The sequence below is a fragment of the Nonomuraea sp. NPDC052265 genome (assembly GCF_044547985.1).
Lineage (GTDB): Bacteria > Actinomycetota > Actinomycetes > Streptosporangiales > Streptosporangiaceae > Nonomuraea.
In genome coordinates this window covers 64362-81636 of the sequence record NZ_JBIUBJ010000029.1, presented here as the reverse complement: position 1 = coordinate 81636, position 17275 = coordinate 64362, and the positions used below count along the sequence as shown (strand labels likewise).

Below are 17275 nucleotides of genomic sequence, written 5' to 3'. Positions count from 1 at the left end.
TTTCAGCCGTTCAAGTCTCTGTCAAATTGACCGGACTTGCTCGACCTGCGGTAATTAAGTCGCGCCCCGCTTCCGGGACAACCCCTCTAACTTACTCCCAAGCCCGACTCTTGTCGAATCGACCTTCCGTGGACGCGGACGTCCGCCGGATTGGCAGTGTCTGGAGGTGGCCCCCGAGTGAGGCCGGCGATCAACGCCGTCCTCGTGGGACTGGTGAACTCTATGTACGGCTACCAGAACCGTCAAATCGGCGGGCCGCCCCTCGCCGGCAAGGCATCGTGGGTAGGTATTCCGGCGTGCTGGATCAACCCGTGCCGAGAGCACTCATCCTCCTGGTGGGCATCGCCGGCGCGGTGATCGCCCTTTTCGGACTTCGCGAGATCAATTCCATCGTCGGGCCCGTCGTGCTGGCGCTCGTTCTGGTCATCGCCGTGGCCCCGGTCCGCAGTTGGCTGGCGGCCCGGCGGACGCCCGTCTGGGTGCAGGTCGCCGTGCCGTTCCTGATCGTGGTGCTGGTGCTGCTCGGCATGGTGGGGATCCTGACGATCTCCGCCACCCAGCTCGCCTCGCTGCTGCCGACGTACGCCAAGCAGTTCGAGCAGCTGCTGGCCGCGGCGGAGCACTGGGCCAGCACCCACGGTCTGGGCAACGACGTGCTGGGCAAGGCGGTGCAGGCGTTCGATCCCGGCAGGATGCTGGGGCTGGCGCAGAGCCTGCTCGGGAGCCTGATCGGCGTGTTGTCGAGCCTGTTCCTCATCGTGGTGCTGCTACTGGCGATGTGCCTCGACGCGCCGGCGACGGCGCGGATCCTCACCACCGGGGAGGGGAACAGGCCGCAACTGGTGACGGCGCTGGCGACGTTCGCGCACAAGACGCGGCGGTATCTCATCGTCTCGACCGTCTTCGGGCTGATCGACGCCGTTCTCGACGTCATCGTGCTGTCGTTGCTGGACGTGCCGTTGCCCCTGTTGTGGGGGGTGCTGGCGTTGATCGCCAACTACATCCCGAACATCGGGTTCGTCATCGGGCTGCTGCCGCCCGCCGTACTGGCGCTCCTGCACGGCGGCGTGAAGACGATGGTGCTGGTCATCGTGGCCTACATCGTCATCAACGTGGTCACGCAGTCGTTCATCATGCCGAAGTTCCTGGGCGACGCTGTCGGGCTCTCGACGACGATGACCTTCCTGTCGCTGATCGTGTGGACGTTCATGCTGGGGCCGCTCGGCGCGATCCTGGCGATCCCGCTCAGCCTGCTGACGCGGGCGTTGCTGATCGACAGCGATCCGAGCGCGAAGTGGGCGCAGGCGCTGGTGTCAGGGAAGATGCCGGACGGATGAGACGAGGCGGCCCAGCGGGACGCCGCTCAGCCGTCTCACGTCGTGGGACAGGTGGGCCTGGTCGGCGTAGCCGGCGCGGGCCGCCACCTCCGCCGGCGGGACGCCCGCGCGGGCCAGGGTGAGCGCGCGCTGGAAGCGGGCGATGCGCTGGAGGGTCTTGGGCGAGTAGCCGAAGGCGGCGACGCTGCGGCGGCGGAGCTGACGTTCGCTGAGGCCGAGGGTCCAGGCGACGTCGCGCACGCTGCGGCCCAGGCGCAGCGCCCTGGCGATGACGGGCGCGGCCGGGTCGGTGTCGGGGGCCTCGCGCAGGCGGGTCAGGACGGCGGCGCGCATGGCCGCCAAGCGCGCCGCCATGTCGGGCGGACCGGTACGGGCGGTGGGGAGGGTGAGGGTGAGGAGATCGGTCAGGGGGACGCGGCGGTCGAGGAGCTCGTGGATCGGGACGCCGAAGACGGCCCCCACCGCGCCCGGCCTGAAGCGGATGCCGACGAAGGTGTCGCCCGCCGCCACCGGGGTCGGCATCGGGCCGGTGTCGGGGCCGGCCACGAAGAGGCCGCCGGGGCCCCAGATGAGGTCGACGCACGCGTCGGGCACCACGAGCTGTGTGGTGTCGCCCTCGCTGACCTGGTGCCACACGCACGCGACACGGCCGGCGAGGTCGTCGCCCGGGTGTCGTTCCGCGTACATGCCTCCAACGTATGCGACCCCGCCGACAGAACCGGCTCAGGCTGGCAGGTGGCCGTACGCGCGGAGAGTCTTCAGGCGCTGGAGGGTCAGGTGGCCCGCCCATTCGTGCGCCGCGAGCGGGGTCCAGATCGCCCAGTTCGGGTGCCAGCCGCCTTCCTCGGTCTGGTCGGCGGCCATGGCGTCCAGGTGGGCGTCGAGGGTGGCGGCGTCGAAGAGGGGCAGGGGCGACGGGGTGGGCGCGAAGTCGAGCGGATAGTGCACCGCGCCTTCTGCGTGGGTGTCCAGGGTTACCGTGGCCAGGACGGCGTCGCGCAGGCGGGCGAACTCGGCCAGCGCGCGTTCCCGGTCGGGGACGTGTTCGAGGAACACCAGGAGGGCGCGGGCCTCGTACGAGGTGGTCTCCGTGAGCGCGGCGACGCGCGACCAGCAGAAATCGGTCGCGGGCCCGAGCCAGGGGTGGGTGGCGCCGTGCTTGTGCAGGAGCCCGGCGAGCGCGGCGGTGGGGTTGAGGTCGCCGGGCGGGTCGTCGTCGGTCTGCCACCAGGGCGCGCGCGGCATGTCGCGGACGGACGGCAGCACGAACGGCACCCCTCCCCCGGCGGCCGTGATGCCCACCAGGTAGTCGCAGGCGGCGGCGACCATCGGGGAGTCGAAGGCGTCGATCTCGTCGAGGATCCAGAAGGCGACCTCGACCGGCTGCGGCTGGCTCCCGGCGCCGCGCAGGTCGGGCTCAAGGGCGTTGCCGAAGCCGCCGTCGGCGTTCTGGTAGCAGCGCAGGACGTCGAGCACGCGGTCGCGGGGGCCGTCCGCGAACAGGGCCTCGAATCGCAGCCTGTCGATCAGCCTGCCGTGAAGTCGCAGGAACCGTGCTGCCCGGTCAAGTGTGTCCATGTCTTCTTCCGTCGATGGGCGCCTGTTCCGGCGAAGCTACCAGTCGGGGCGGGACGGGCTCTTGTAGGAATCGGACACGTCGGGGGTCACTTCATGAAGAAGACCGGGCCGCGCGGCCGGAAGGGCAGCGGCGCGCCCTGCGGCACGAGGAAGGCGTGCTCGCGGCGGATGCGCAGCACGTCGCACTGACCGTCGGTGATCAGCAGGATCGGGCCGTCGGGCGGGAAGTCGTCGGCGCGTTCGAGCAGCTTGACGCCGGGCTGGAGGATCGTGCCGCCCCGGCCGCGCACCCGGACCCGGCCGGCGATCTCCTCGACCGGCAGGTAGCCGGCGTCGTAGGCCATGGCGTCGCAGAAGACGACCCTGGCCCTCGGCACGTCGCGGGCGGCGGCGTAGGAGGCGATGGCGCCCAGCGCCTTGCCGAGCGGCTTGACGTCCATGGAGCCGGAGGTGTCGAGCACGACGCCGAACGTCTTCCTGCGGACGACCTCCTCGGGCTGGAAGTGCTCGTCGAACCAGCGGGCGAGCTGGGCGTCCCAGGGCAGGGGCGGCTGGTCGAGCGCGCGGATCTCCTGTTCGAGCCCGGCGGGCAGCAGGCCGCGTCCGCTGGACTGGTGGTAGGCCAGGCCGGTGCACAGGGCGTTGCGGTAGTAGTCGTCGAGGTCGACGTAGCCGCGGGCCTGGCGGGGCGGGCGGTCGAGCACGTCGCCGGCGCCCCGGCCGCGCAGGGTGGCCAGCTTGCGCGCGCGCCGCAGGTCGCCGGTGATCTGGTCGTAGACGGCTTCGGCGGACATCGCGCTGAGCGACTGGTCGAACAGCAGCCCTTCGGGCATCTCGCCGACGCCCATCTCGACCAGCCAGCCGTTGATCACGTAGTCGCAGGCGACGTTCCACAGGTACGGCTCGCGCATGCCGACCCGTTCGCCGTGTCGCAGGGCGGCGTGCAGCATCTCGTGGGCCAGCACGAAACGCCATTCGTGCTCGGTGTGCACGGCCAGCGGGTTGACGTAGATCTCGCCCGCCTCGGCGCTGACCGCGGCGATCGCGATGTCCCAGGCCCTGGCCAGCTCGGCGTCCGCGACGATCTTCATGCCCGCGGCCAGCGTGCCGAGCAGCGGGTACGACGACATGAACCAGCGCAGCGCGCCGTCCCAGGGGCCCTTGACATGGCCTTCGACGGGGGTGCGCGGCGCGCCCGCCCGGTCGAGCGCGGACGTGGCCGACCAGGCGATGCCGATCGCGAACCCGCGCTGGAAGTCGAAGTGCTCGGCGTCCTCCTCGGTGCCGACGTGGAAGTCGGCCGGGCCGAGCGGCTGGAACCGGGGCGGGACGCCGATCCTGCGCCACCGTTCGGACAGCGTCACCTCGTCCTCCTCGGGCAGCTCGTCGGGCAGCGTCTTGGCGCGGAACCCCAGGTCGCGGCCGCGGGCGGAGGCGCCGCGCTTGTCGGCGGGCAGCTCCTTGATCAGGCGGGCGCGGAAGGCCTCGGCCAGGAAGTAGAGCAGGTCGCGCTCCTCGGGGCGGCGCGGCCAGGGCGCCTCGCCCTTGAGCACGGCGTCGAGGTCGTAGGCGTGCCGGACGGTCTTGACGTAGGCGCGGAAGGCCGAGGCGTGGGCGGTGGTGAGGGTGCCGAAGGCGAGCATCGCGATCGTCTCGTCGCCGACGTCGTCGCCGTAGGAGGTGAGCACGTCGGAGAGCATGTGCCAGGCGCGCGGCGAGGAGAACGGCTCCTCGGTCTTGGGCGGCGGGCTCCGTGGACCAGGCGGTTGATCAGGGCCGAGGCCATCGGGCGGGCCAGCGCGTTGTCGGTGGCCCGGTTGCCGGCGCCGATCACGACCGAGCCGGCGGGCAGCTCGTACGTGCCGATGCGGCGGTCGAGGATCAGCGCGTAGAACGCCTTCTGCACCTCGGGCGCGGAGGCGTTGAGCTCGTCGAGGAACAGGCAGTAGGGCTCGTCGCGGGCGATGGACTCCGGAGGGGCGAACCGGCTGCGCCCGCCGACCAGCTCGGGCACGCCGATCAGGTCCTCGGGGGCGAGCTGGGTGCCGAGCAGGGTCACGCACTCCAGGCCGAGCGAGCCGGCGAACTCGCGCACCAGCGAGCTCTTGCCGATGCCGGGGGCGCCCCAGAGGAAGACCGGGCGGACCACGGCGACGTGCAGCAGTACCTCCGGGAGCTGCGCCGGGGTGACCGTGACCGTTGCCTGCATGCGTCCCAGGGTGACGAACCGGGCGCGCCGGCGCATCACATTTAATCGTTTGCCCTGGTGGCGCGGGCCCGCCTAGTGTCGCCGCCATGTGTTCCATGTTCTGCACCGTGTTCATCCGCATCCGCCGCGGCCGGGCTCTGGCCCGCTAGCGGACGGCTGACACCGCGCGTCCGCCGGCGCGCCCAGGGCCCTTCGAGACCCGTTCATCTCGAGGACCCGAAAGGGCAGTGCTGTGGCGCAGAACTTCGCGCACGGAAACCATTCACACACCCAGAAGAGCGTCAGGAACGGCGGCGGCGGCGGTCGCACGCCCACCGACCGGCTCAGGCGTGAGCTCTCGCAGAACTTCCTGGCCGACCGGCATGCCGTGGAGCTGATGATCAAGGCGGCGGCGCCGGAGGGGCTGGTGCTCGAACCCGGCTCGGGGCCGGGCGTGCTCACGCTGGCGCTGGCCGAGGCCGGGGCGCGGGTGATCGGCTACGAGCTCGATCCCCGGCTCGCCGGACGGCTGGCCTCGCGTACGCGCGATGATCCCCGGATCGAGGTGGTCAGGGGTGACTTCACGGCCGCGCGGGCGCCGCTTGAGCCGTTCGCGGTCGTGGGCAACATCCCGTACTCGATCACGTCGCGGATCGTCGACTGGTGCCTGCGGGCGCGGGAGCTGACCTCGGCGACGCTGCTCACGCAGCGGGAGTACGCGCGCAAGCGCACGGGCGACTACGGCCGGTGGAGCCTGGTCACGGTGTCGTCGTGGCCGTGGTTCGACTGGCGGCTCGGCGACACGGTCGGCAGGGAGAGCTTCCGTCCCGTGCCGTCGGTGGACTCGGCCATCCTGCGCGTGCGACGGCGGCCCGAACCGCTGGTGACCGATCGCGCGGGCTACCTGGAGCTGGTGGAGCTGGGCTTCGGCGGGGTCGGCGGCTCGGTGCGCGCCTCCCTGCGTACGCGCTACCTAGGGGTGGACGCGGCGCTCGGCGAGGCGGGCGTGGCCCGCGACGCCGTCGTGGGCCACGTGCACCCGGACCAGTGGGTGAGCCTGTGGCGGCGGCTAGAGCGCCGTTGAGGTGACCTTCGGCGGGACGGCGGCGACTATGTCCTGGGCCGTCGACACGCGACGGTTCCAGGGCATGGCCAGCAGCAGGACCGGTAGCAGCACGATGGAGGCCCGTGACCAGTCGCGGTGGAGGTACCACCAGTCGTTGACGCTGAACTGCGTCATGTACAGGTAGCCGTAGGCGGCCCAGAAGGAGGCGCCGATGATGGCCGGCCAGGCCCACCTGGTCGGCCTGGCCACCAGGAACGGCATGAACCACAGCAGGTACTGGGCGCCGAGGCGGGGCGTCATGACCATGAAGACCAGCAGGATGGCCGTGGTCAGGTCGATCGGGTCGGCCCGCCGCCACAGCAGCAGGACGACGATGACGCTGAGGTAGATGAGCTTCGTGCCGAACGAGGCCAGCCCCGGCATCAGGGCCCAGTCGCCGCCGGTGAACCACGGCGTGTAGCCCCATTCGCCGACGATCGGACGGATGTCCTGGATGGTACGGATGACGGCGGGGATCTCGTCGAGCGTGGTGCCCGCGAAGATCGGCGAGGTGACCAGGAAGAACACCGGGACGAGGCCCGTGAGGACGAGCGCGGCGATCCTGGCCCGCAGGTGGGGCAGGAGCAGCAGCATGCCGGGGATCAGCCAGATCGGCCAGCTCTTGGCGCACAGCGCGAGGCCCATGAGCAGCCCGGCCAGCACGCCGCGCCGCAGGTCGGCCCGGTCGCCGGAGCCGGGCATGAGGGCGCGGCGCAGCATGGCGACAGGGCGGCGCGCCACGGCGCGGAGGCCGGCGGCGTCGACGGTGACGCCGGGACGGTCGGGCGTGCCGGGGCCGCGGGCGACCACGAAGGCGGCCACGCCGAACACGAGCGCGACCGGCTCGACCTGGCCGTGGACGCTGGCGATGAGCAGGGCCAGCGGGTTGAACGCGTACTGGAGGGCGCGCAGGGACGCCTTGGGGCCGCCGGCCAGCTTGCCGACCAGCGGGATCAGCACGATGTCGGCGACCACGGTGACCAGGCGGCCGGCGTATTCCCAGGGGATGCCGAGCCACAGCAGGATGCCGTAGACGTAGGGGATGGTCGGCAGGAAGTGCCAGCCGCCCTCGCTGGCCAGGACCGGGTCCTTGCCCTGGAGCACCGCCTCGCCGGCGGGCTTGAAGCTCTCCATGAAGTCGACGGGTTGCCATGAGTCGATCGCGGAGGCGTACATGATCAGCACGCGGACGGCGATGCCGACGAGGACGGCGACGTAGAGGGGTGGCCTCCAGTCGCGCCACTGTGCGACGAGGGCGAGCACGACACCGGCGACGAGGACTATCCCCGTGAGAACTGCGTAATCCATGGCGGCCCCTAGCCTGCCGTAACAATCTGAGTGCCGCCACCTGGGCTTCCAATTCTTATCCCCGACATGCGGACACGTAAGGCGATAGAACATGACTGTCTGTGTTGAACTTTTTCCATGGGGGGATCGCAGGTCAACCAGGCACTGGTCAGGCTCTATTTCGAGGTGAGGGACGGGGTCCGTGACCCGGTCGCGGCCTGGGCGAAACTCACAGGGAACTCTCAGGTCTACCGCGCCCGGCGGGGTGAGCGGCGCGTCCCGCTGGACGACGCCACGGCGGCCGAGCTGGCGGCGGCGGCGATCGTGCACACCGCGTCCGAGTACGGGGCGGACCGGGTGGCGGCCCTGGCCACGTCGCCGCTGGCCGGGGTGGTGGGCGGGCTGGGCGGCGCGCTGCTGACCGAGCATCCGTGCGCGTCGGAGCAGGTGCTCGGGCCGCGGTTCACGGGGCCGGGGGCCGAGGACTGGGCGCGGGCGGCGTACGTGCTGCTGTGGGGCGAGAACAACCGGCTGGCCCGTACGGCGGACACGCCCTGGGTGATCGCCGGGCGGTACAAGGGCCAGAAGGTGGTGGCGATCGGCACCCATCCGACCCGGCTGTCGGACGAGACGCTGGTCGTGCGGCCGGGCACGGACGGCGCGCTGGCGATGGCGATGGGGCACGTGCTGCTGAAGGAGTTCTTCCTGGACCGGCCGCCGTTCGCCGCCCACGCGATGGAGCGGACGGACCTGCCGTTCCTGGTGCGGCTGCGCGAGCGCGAGGACGCGTACGTGCCGGGCGGGCTGCTCGGCCGGACCTGCGACCGGCTCAGCCTGTACGGCGGCGAGGCGGTGCAGGTGCTGCTGCCGCGCTTCGACTTCGGGCCGGGCGTGCTGCGGCGCGGCGTGCCGGTCGTCAGGGACGGCGGCGAGCTGGTGACCACGGTGTTCGACCTGCTGCTGGCCACCTACGGCGTGGCCCGGGAGGGGCTGCCCGGGGTGTGGCCGCAGCAGTACGGGGACCGGGAGCCGTACACGCCGGGCTGGCAGGAGATCTACACCGGGGTGGCCGCGTCGCGGACCGTGAAGACGGCGCGGGAGCTGGGCGTGACGGCGGAGAAGACCGGCGGGCGGTGCATGATCGTGCCGGGTCGGCTGGAGACGCCGCATGCCGACACCGCCTACCGGGCGATGCTGGCGCTGCTGGTGCTGACCGGGTGCGGCAGCGGGTGGGCGCAGCCGGCGGGCGGTGCGGGGATCCCGCTGGTGCCGTACCTGTGCCTGCACGCCTGCGGCGAGGACCGCGCCGACGTGGGCGCGCTGAGCTGGGCCCTGTGCGAGGGCCTGTTCGCGCGCCGCACGTCGCGTTCGGTGCTGCTGGAGGCGGTGCGCGACGGGTGGCCGATGGCCCCCTCGCCGCGCGTGCTGGCCATCCCCCGGCCGATCTACCCGCTGCCGCCGGAGGTGGACCTGCTCATCGGCCCCGACGAGCAGTGCGACCTCGCCCCGCCGGACGCGGGCCTGGTGGCCGAGGCGGTGGCCCGGCTGGCCGGGCGGACGTCCCGGGCGGACCCGGACGGCACACCGGCGGACGGGCGCATGCGCCTGATGGTCGACCACGCCTGGATGCACGAGTACGGCGAGGCGCTGCCGACCTACCGTCCGCCGGGGCTGGGGGTGCAGCTCAAGCCCACCCAGCTCGTCCGGCCGTTCACAGGCCGTTGAGATAGGCCCGGTGGCTCCTTGAGAACTCGAAGGCGTTGTACCTGTCCCAGTTGATCGACCAGGTCATCAGGCCGCGCAGGTTCGGGTAGACCCCGCGTGGCCGGTAGGTGCCGCAGTTGCTCCCCTTGGCCAGGCAGTCGAACGCCTTCTGGACCTCGGCGACGGTGGTGAACCCGTTGCCCGCGTTGGGCGAGGCGGGCAGGCCGATGGCCACCTGGTCCTGGCGCAGCGGCGGGAACACGTTGTTCGGGTTGCCCATGATCGGGAAGCCGGCCAGCAGCATGTCCGTCATGGCGACGTGGAAGTCGTGGCCGCCCATCGTGTGGTACTGGTTGTCCAGGCCGGTGATCGGGCCGGAGTTGTAGTCCTGCACGTGCAGCAGGGTCAGGTCGTCGCGCAGGGCGTGGATGACCGGCAGGTAGGAGGCGGCCCTGCTGTCGGCCGAGCCGTTCGGGCCGGGGCCGTAGAACTGGTAGCCGAGCTGCACGAAGAACGTCTCGGGCGCCATGGTGAGCACGAACGTGGCGCCGTAGCGGCTCTTGAGCGCGCGCAGCGCGGAGATCAGGTTGACGACGACGGGCGTGGTGGGGTTGGCCAGGTTGGTGTCGCCCTGGTTGAGGTAGAGGGAGTGGCCCTCGAAGTCCACGTCCAGGCCGTCCAGGCCGTACCTGTCGATGATGGCCGAGACGGACTCGACGAACTTGTCCCTGGCGGCCGTGGTGGTGAGCTGCACCTGGCCGTTCTGGCCGCCGATGGAGATGAGCACCTTCTTGCCCTGGGCCTGCTTGGCCTTGATGGCGGCGACGAAGTCCGCCTCGGGCTCGACGTTCGGGCACTCGGCGACCGGGCACTGGCGGAAGCGGATGTCGCCGGAGGTCACCGAGGTGGGCTCGCCGAAGGCCAGGTTGATGACGTCCCATTCGGCGGGCACGTCGGCCATGCGGATGTAGCCGGAGCCGTTGGCGAAGGAGGCGTGCAGGTAGCCGACCAGGACGCGCTTGGGCAGGCCGCCGCCTCCCCCGCCGCCGGCCGTGGTGGTGCCGGTGACCTCGGCGGTGTAGGGCGAGCAGTTGCCGGCCGCGTCGCAGGCCCGGACCTTGAAGCGGTAGGCGGTGGAGGCGCCGAGGCCGGTGGCGGTGTGGCTGGTGCCGGTCACGGTCACCGGGGAGCCGCCGTCGCGGGAGACCTCGTACCTGGCCACGCCGACGTTGTCGGTGGAGGCCGACCAGGTCGCGGTGAGCGTGCTGCTCGTCGCGCCGCCCACGGTCAGGTTGCCGGGGACGGTGGGCGGCTGGGTGTCGCCGCCGCCTCCGCCGCCGGGGGCGCCGTCCAGGACGACGTCGTCGGCGACGTAGGCGGTCTGGCCGTACCAGCCGTTGAGGTGGATGGTCACGGACGTGGTGGTCGCGCCGGTGGTGAACGTGGTGCGCAGCTGCGTCCAGGCCGAGCCGGGCGAGCCCCAGGTCTGGGGGTCGGTGCCGCCGGTGCCGGTCGCGCCGAGGAAGACGTAGCTGCCCTGCACCCAGGCCGACAGCGTGTACGACGACGACGGCTGCACCTTGATCTGCTGCTGGCAGCGGGCGAGGTCGGCGCCCGCCGGGGTGGCCCGCAGGGCCTTCGTCCCGCCGTGGACGGGCGAGGTGACGGCGGCGGCGCCGGAGGAGGCGCCGCAGGTCCAGCCGGTCAGCCCGTCCTCGAAGCCGGGATTGACGGCGATGTTGGCCGCCAGGGCGGGGGTGGCGGTGAGGCCCGCCGTGCCGAGGGCGAGCGCGACCGCCGCCACGGCGGTGCGCCACCCGAAGATGCCGCTCATCCGGTGAACCCCTTGAAGATGTTCGTGAACTCGTAGCTGGACTGGGAGATCCCGCTGCAGGTCGGGGAGACCTGGCCGTTGGGGCAGCCGCCGTTGTCGCGGGCGGCGGACCAGAAGCCGACGAAGTTGTCGGGGGCGCCCCGCGCGCCGGCGGGGCACGTCCAGCCGTTCAGGCCGGACTCGAAGCCGGGGTTGGACAGGATGTTCGCGGCGGCGGCCGGGGTGGCGTGCAGGGCGGTGAGTCCCAGTGCGGCCAGGGCCGTGACCGCCGGTCCTCGCAGTCTCGTGGGGGGTCTCATGCGGGTCCTTTCGGGGGTGCGGACCGCGCGCCGGTGCGGCCCGCCACCGGGGGTGGCGGACCGCCTCAGCGGGTCAGAAACCAGCGGTGATCTTGGTGAACTCCCAGTTGTCCTGGGCGATGCCGCTGCAGTTCTCCGCGACGCCGCCGCCCGGGCAGGGACGGTCGCGGTTGACCGACCAGAACGCGAGCCTGGTCAGGCCGTGGGAGTTGGCGTAGTCGCGGATCTGGGTCCAGGTGCTCTGGTTGGTGAGCTCCTGCTGGTCCGACAGGCCGTTCATGCCGGAGATGCCCATGTGCGCGTACGCCTGGGCGTCGGTCCAGCCCTGGGCGGTCTTCAGGGCGTTCTTGAGACCTTCGGCCGCGTTGACGGTGTTCTGGTACATGTTGGCGCCGCCGCCGAAGTCGAACGGCATGATCGTGTAGTTGTCGATCGGCACCGCCAGCTCCTTGGCGCGGTTGATCAGGCGGGTGCCGTAGTAGGTCGGGCCGGTGGTCGCGGTGCCGAAGGTAACGGCGATCTTGACGTTCGGGTTGCCCGACTTGACGATCTTGAGGGCGTTCAGGATGCGGTCCTGGACGGTCAGGTTCTCGAACTCGTCGGTGTTCTCGATGTCGAAGTCCACGACGGCCGGTCCGACGGCGTTGATGACCTTCTGCACCGCGCCGGCGAACGCCTCGGGCGTGGAGCAGTTGGGGCCGAGCTTGTTGCCCTGCCAGCCGCCGAAGGAGACCTGCACGCTGCCGCCGGCCGCCTTGATGGCCGAGATGGCCTGCGCGTCCTGGCCGCCGGTCAGCGGGCGCTGCCCGTCCCAGGCCGGGTTGCAGCCGTTGCTGGCCAGGATGAACGCCATCGTGAAGGACTTGATGCCGGTCGCGCTCATCACCGTGGTGGGAGAGGGCGGGTCGCCCCAGCCGGTGTAGAGGTAGGGGGCGCCGGGCATCTTGCCGCCGGTCGGGCAGCCGGTCGTGGTCGCCGAGACGTCACGCCCGGCCGACTCGCCCACCGAGTTGTACGCCTTGACCGTGTACGTGTGGCTCTGGCACGCGGTCAGCCCGGAGATCGTCGTGCTGGTCCCGGTGACGTCGGCCTTCTGGGTGGCGCCCTCGTAGACGCGGTAGCCGGTCACCGTGCCGGAGGAGGCGCCCCAGGACAGCGCGATGCTGATGTCGGTCACGGTCGTCGTGACCGTCCCGGGCTGGCCGGGCGCGCCGTTGCCGCCGGGGGTGGTGACGCTGAGCGCGTTGCTGACGCCGGACAGGTTCCCCGCGGCGTCGCGGGCCCGGACGGTGTAGCTGTAGGTGGTCGATGCCGTCAGCCCGTTGTCGGTGTACGTCGTGCCGGTCGCGGTGCCGACCTGCGTGCCGCCGCGGTAGACGTTGTAGCCGGTCACGCCGACGTTGTCGGTGGAGGCGTCCCAGGTCAGCGCGGCGCTGGTGGCGGTGACGGCGGTCGAGCGGAGGTTGCCGGGCACCGAGGGCGGCGTGGGGTCGCCCCCGCCGCTGCCCTGCTTCCACAGCGCGGGCACGTTCGGCGGCTCCCAGCCGGGCTGGGAGGTGTGGCCCTGGAGGGCCACGTAGTCGACGCCGTTGTAGCTGACGGCGGCGCCCGTGGCGTAGGCGGTCCACGGCGCCCAGGCGGCGGCCAGTTGCTGCTGGGCGGCGGCGCTGTAGGCGGTGGGGACGCCCGTGGCCAGGCCCGCCCCGGTGAGGGCGATGGCCAGGCCGGCCATCGAGGCGATCATCCTGCTGCGTAATCTCATGGCATTCCCTGAAGGTGCGGCTTGACGGTCTTGGAGAAGGACCAGTTGTTGCTGGCGTCCCAGTTGATGGACCAGGTCATCGCGCCCCGGATGTCCGGGTAGGCGCGCGGCGGCACGAAGGACCCGCAACCGGTGCGCTTGGCCAGGCAGTCGAGCGCCTGGTTGACGAGGGAGGGCGAGACGACGCCGCCACCCGCGGCGCCGGGCCCGGCCGGCAGGCCCAGCGCCACCTGGTCGGGGCGCAGGCCGTTCTCCAGCTGGATGCAGGCCAGGGCGGTCATGAAGTTGACCGTCCCCTGCGAGTACGCCGCGGCCTGGTCGCAGCCGAGCATGGAGCCCGAGTTGTAGTACTGCATGTTGACGACCGTGAGGATGTCCTTGATGGTCAGGGCGAGCTTGAAGTACTCCATCCCGGTCGACTGCATGTCGATGGTCTGCGGGGCCATCATGATGATCAGGCCGCTGCCCGCCTTCGAGCGCAGCGACCGCAGGGCCTGGCCCATGTAGGTGGCGTTGAGGCCGTTCTCCAGGTCGATGTCCACGCCGTCGAAGCCGTAGCTCTGCATCAGCGCGTACACCGTGTCGGCGAACTTCGTCGCGGCCGTGCCGCTGGAGACCTGGACGCGGCCGGCTTCGCCGCCGACCGACAGGATGACCTTCTTGCCGCGCTGGTGCAGGGCCTGCACGTCGGCCTTGAACTGGGCGTCGGTGTAGCCGCCGAGCGCGGTGGAAAGGCCCGGGTCGACCGAGAAGACGACCTCTCCGGCGGTGGAGGTGGCCTCGCCGAAGGCGACGGCGACGACGTCGTACTCGTTGGGCACGGCCGACAGCTTCAGCTCGGTGGCGGCGTTGACGAAGTTGTGCCAGTAGCCGGTGAGGAAGTGCTTGGGCAGCGGGTCGCTGGGGCAGCCCGGGGTGGTGAAGGTCGCGGCGTCGCTGGGCGGGCCGTCGCCGGCCGCGTTCGACGCGGTGACCGTCAGCGAGTACGGGGTGCAGGCGGTCAGGCCGGCGAGGGTGTGGGAGGTGCCGGTGACGGTGGCGACCTGGGAGCCGTTGAGGCGGACCTTGTAACCGGTGGCCCCGGCGACCGCCGGCCAGGTGAGCGTGGCGCCGGTCTGGGACGTGCCGGTCACGGTGATCGGTCCGGCCTTGCCGGGCACGCCGGTGCCGCAGCCCGTGGTGGTCGCGGTCACGGCGTCACCGGCGGCCGACTCGCCCGCCGAGTTGTACGCCTTGACCGTGTACGTGTGGCTCTCGCACGTCCCGAGCCCGGAGATCGTCGCCGTGGTGCCGGTGACGGTGGCCTTGACGGCGCCGCCTTCGTAGACGCGGTAGCCGGTCACCGTGCCGGAGGAGGCGCCCCAGGAGAGGGCGATGCCGGTGTCCGTGCTGGTCGCGGTGGCCGTGCCGGGCTTGCCGGGGACCTCGACGGTCGAGCCGCCGCACGAGGAGCCGTTCAGCGTGCAGCCGGTGATGCCGGGGAAGTTCCCCGGGGCGCCGTTGAAGCCGAAGCTCGTGCTCGCCCCGGCCGCCAGCGGCCCCGCCCAGCTCGGCGCGGTGAACGTGTAGTGCTGGCCGCTCCTGGTCATGACCGCGTCCCAGGCGGACGGGACGGAGAACCCGGCGGGCACGTCGAACTGCACGTTCCAGGTCAGGGGGGCGGTGGTGCCGTTGACGACGGTGACCTTGCCCTCGAAGCCGGACCCCCAGTCGGAGACCTTGACGAAGGTCGCGGTGGCGGAGGCGGCGGCTTGGGCGGGCAGGGCCAGGAGACTCAGTGCGAGGGTCGCGAGCGCTAAGAGGATCGCGCGAAATCTCACTGTCGATTTCCGTTCTTCTGGCGTGCCGTACGGCTTGCACCGGGGGGTGAGAGCGCAAGCCGTACGGCACGGACCCGTGGAGGTGAGACACGGGCCCTTTCGGGGGGTGTTCGGCGCGGGCCGTGGAACGGGCGCGCGGAGCTTGCAGCGGCGGTCAGAGCCGGTGCCTGCGGACCGGGCCGCATCGCCGCTCCCGCGGCCGGAAAGAGTGGGGGGGTGGCCACGCCCGCAGCGCCGGGGGCGTGGGAGAAAGGGGTCGTTCGGGGGGATGTCTCCGCAGCTCAGAAACGAGTCATGCGGGCGGCGAGCGAGTCATGGGCCATCCGATCCATGATTTCTTTTAGGAAAGTTTCCTAAGAGTTGTCGCGATCGTAGCCTTGACACCCAATGCTTACAAGACCCAATCACGTGACGGCCCGTGACGTGCCGAAACGCGGGGTGCCGGACCGGACGACGGCGCCCCCTCGCCCGGAACCGGGGTCCGGAGCGAGGGGGGCGCGTGAGGTTCGGTCAGGGTTGCTGGGTGATCTTGACGTCGTCCACGCCGGCCTCCACCAGGGAGGCCCCGGAGGCGTCGGCCGCGTCGATGAGGATGCGGACCGTCTGGCCGGCGTACGGGGTGAGGTCGGCCGTCGCGACCGCCCAGGCGCCGTTGCGGTTGGAGGCCGCGCCGGCCTGCTGGAGCACGGTGGACGTGGTGCCGCCGACCACCCGGACCCGGAGGTAGTCGGCGCTGGAGGCGTTCGAGCCGTGCGCCAGGTACCACGACAGCGACAGGCTCAGGGTGCCCGTCGAGGGCAGTGTGACGGGCGGCGACTGGATCGAGCTGACGCCGCCGTCCAGGTCGTAGTCACCGGCTGCCGAGCCCGCCAGGCGGCCGGTCACCAGGTCGTTCGTGCCGCTGACCGTGGTGCCGAGCTGCTTGGCGCCCGAGGAGGTGGTCGCCTCGGGGTCGCCGCGCTCCCACGCGCCCGTGGTGGCGGTGTCGGTCCCGGACGGGTTCACCGTCCAGCCGGTCGCCGTCTCGAACGTGTCGGACCAGACCGTCACCGGCGGCGTGCCGGTGCCGCAGTACTGAGCCTCCTTGCCGATGATCCGGTAGACGCAGTCGGAGTACTCCAGGAAGCGCAGCACCGCCTCCTTGTTCCGCGTGGTCTGCGGGACGATCTGCTCGTCCGGCGGGTAGAAGCCGGGGCTCGCGCCGACCGGATACATCTCGAACGTGAAGCTGAAGATCTTGTACTGGCCCCACATCCAGTCGTCGATCGTCCCGTCGGTGATGTAGAGGTCGCTGGACTGCTCGGGCGTGTAGCCGTTGGTGGCGGCCATGTTCTGGCCGAGCGTGGCGTGGGCGTCCCGGTCGTCCTGGGTCAGGCCGGGGGCGGTGTCGTTGTAGGTGTAGCCGTAGGGCCACAGGACCAGCTCGCTGTAGGTGTGCCAGTCGAGGTTCGTCCTGATCTGCTGCACGCCGCCGACGACCCGGCTGCGCACCCAGTCGGCCGCCGCCTTGACCTCGGGGGCCGACTCGCCGCTCGCGCCGCGGTAGGTCTCGCTGGAGGTCGAGCCCGAGGAGCCGCCGCAGCAGCCCCACTGGTAGGCCCAGTTGCGGTTGAGGTCGGTGCCGACGGCCGAGGATCCGGAGTTCGGCTGCCGGTTCTTGCGCCAGGAACGGTAGGTGCCGCCGGCGATGTCGTACTCGCCGCCGTCCGGGTTGAGGTCCGGCATGATCCAGATCTCACGGGTGTTGACCAGGTTCGTGATCCTGGAGTCGGTGCCGTAGTTGTCGGCCAGCAGGTGCATGATGTACAGCGCCATCTCGACCGTGAGGTGCTCACGGGCGTGCTGGTGGGCGGTGAACAGCACCTCGGGCTCGGCCTCGTCCGTGCCCACGTTGTCGCTGATCTTGACCAGGCGCATCGGCCGGCCCTCGTACGAGGTGCCGAACGTGCTCTGGCTCATGATCCCCGGATGGGCCGCGACCAGGGTGTCGATCTCGGCCGTCATCTCCGCGTAGTTGTGGTAGCCGGAGTCCGACGGCGGGAAGTCGAACGCCCCGACGGCGGACGGGGGTGCCGGGCGCGGGACCTCCGCCACCCGGTAGCCGAGCCGCCTGATGGCCGCGATCTCCGCCGGCGTGGCCGTGACCAGCACCGAGTCCGCCTTCACCTCCTCGATGGCGGCGCCCGTGGCCGCCACCGCACTGCGCTGCCGCGCGTCGGCCGGGCCCGAGACCCGGTACTGCTTGTTCGCCGGTGGCTCCGCGCCGGCCCCGGCGCCGGTCATGCCGGTCATGCTGACCATGCTCAGGACCGCCAGCAGGATGAGTAATCGGCGTTTCACCTCGTCCTCCTCGCCCGCGCG

Annotated in this window: 12 protein-coding genes and 1 pseudogene; 3 read left to right on the top strand and 10 right to left on the bottom strand. The window is 71.4% G+C overall.

Features of this window, described 5'->3' with window-relative positions:
* Positions 1 to 311 precede the first annotated feature (311 nt).
* A complete protein-coding gene (locus ACIHAD_RS44105; RefSeq protein WP_397360815.1) occupies positions 312 to 1337 on the top strand; it encodes an AI-2E family transporter in 1026 nt (341 codons plus the stop codon).
* On the opposite strand, the gene ACIHAD_RS44100 is transcribed toward ACIHAD_RS44105, so the two are convergent.
* The 4 genes and pseudogenes from ACIHAD_RS44100 to ACIHAD_RS44085 form a co-directional block, all read right to left on the bottom strand.
* Positions 1314 to 2024 (bottom strand): DUF6597 domain-containing transcriptional factor, encoded by a 711-nt coding sequence (locus ACIHAD_RS44100; RefSeq protein WP_397360814.1) that lies wholly within the window; start codon positions 2022 to 2024, stop codon positions 1314 to 1316. The genes ACIHAD_RS44105 and ACIHAD_RS44100 overlap by 24 nt on opposite strands.
* Before the next feature lie 36 nt (positions 2025 to 2060).
* The gene (locus ACIHAD_RS44095) at positions 2061 to 2915 is read right to left on the bottom strand and encodes a hypothetical protein (RefSeq protein WP_397360813.1); all 855 of its coding nucleotides are present in this window, start codon (positions 2913 to 2915) and stop codon (positions 2061 to 2063) included.
* Positions 2916 to 3001: 86 nt separating this feature from the next.
* Positions 3002 to 4279 carry a hypothetical protein gene (locus tag ACIHAD_RS44090; RefSeq protein ID WP_397360817.1) on the bottom strand — a complete coding sequence of 426 codons (1278 nt, stop codon included), beginning with the start codon at positions 4277 to 4279 and terminating at the stop codon, positions 3002 to 3004.
* Positions 4280 to 4288: 9 nt separating this feature from the next.
* A pseudogene (locus tag ACIHAD_RS44085) lies at positions 4289 to 5124 on the bottom strand (ATP-binding protein); the annotation flags it as partial.
* A gap of 232 nt (positions 5125 to 5356) precedes the next feature.
* On the opposite strand from ACIHAD_RS44085, the gene erm reads away from it, so the two are divergent.
* A complete protein-coding gene (erm, locus tag ACIHAD_RS44080; RefSeq protein WP_397360812.1) occupies positions 5357 to 6187 on the top strand; it encodes an ErmE/ErmH/ErmO/ErmR family 23S rRNA (adenine(2058)-N(6))-methyltransferase in 831 nt (276 codons plus the stop codon).
* On the opposite strand, the gene ACIHAD_RS44075 is transcribed toward erm, so the two are convergent.
* On the bottom strand, positions 6173 to 7516 hold the full coding sequence (locus ACIHAD_RS44075; protein ID WP_397360811.1) for a hypothetical protein: 1344 nt from the start codon (positions 7514 to 7516) through the stop codon (positions 6173 to 6175). The genes erm and ACIHAD_RS44075 overlap by 15 nt on opposite strands.
* Positions 7517 to 7633: 117 nt before the next feature.
* On the opposite strand from ACIHAD_RS44075, the gene ACIHAD_RS44070 reads away from it, so the two are divergent.
* Complete coding sequence (locus tag ACIHAD_RS44070; protein ID WP_397360810.1) at positions 7634 to 9220, top strand: molybdopterin-dependent oxidoreductase; 1587 nt, start codon at positions 7634 to 7636, stop codon at positions 9218 to 9220.
* On the opposite strand, the gene ACIHAD_RS44065 is transcribed toward ACIHAD_RS44070, so the two are convergent.
* The 5 genes from ACIHAD_RS44065 to ACIHAD_RS44045 all read right to left on the bottom strand — a co-directional run bounded on the left by ACIHAD_RS44065 (position 9207) and on the right by ACIHAD_RS44045 (position 17254).
* On the bottom strand, positions 9207 to 11033 hold the full coding sequence (locus tag ACIHAD_RS44065; RefSeq protein WP_397360809.1) for a chitinase: 1827 nt from the start codon (positions 11031 to 11033) through the stop codon (positions 9207 to 9209). The two genes, ACIHAD_RS44070 and ACIHAD_RS44065, sit on opposite strands and share 14 nt — an antisense overlap.
* Entirely contained in the window at positions 11030 to 11332 is a 303-nt protein-coding gene (locus tag ACIHAD_RS44060; protein ID WP_397360808.1) for a hypothetical protein, read from the bottom strand. Before ACIHAD_RS44060 ends, ACIHAD_RS44065 begins: the two co-directional genes overlap by 4 nt.
* Before the next feature lie 73 nt (positions 11333 to 11405).
* On the bottom strand, positions 11406 to 13094 hold the full coding sequence (locus ACIHAD_RS44055; protein ID WP_397360807.1) for a fibronectin type III domain-containing protein: 1689 nt from the start codon (positions 13092 to 13094) through the stop codon (positions 11406 to 11408).
* Entirely contained in the window at positions 13091 to 14914 is a 1824-nt protein-coding gene (locus tag ACIHAD_RS44050; RefSeq protein ID WP_397360806.1) for a cellulose binding domain-containing protein, read from the bottom strand. The genes ACIHAD_RS44055 and ACIHAD_RS44050 overlap by 4 nt, the downstream gene beginning before the upstream one ends.
* A gap of 510 nt (positions 14915 to 15424) precedes the next feature.
* The gene (locus ACIHAD_RS44045; RefSeq protein ID WP_397360805.1) at positions 15425 to 17254 is read right to left on the bottom strand and encodes a M14 family zinc carboxypeptidase; all 1830 of its coding nucleotides are present in this window, start codon (positions 17252 to 17254) and stop codon (positions 15425 to 15427) included.
* Between the last annotated feature and the right edge of the window lie 21 nt (positions 17255 to 17275).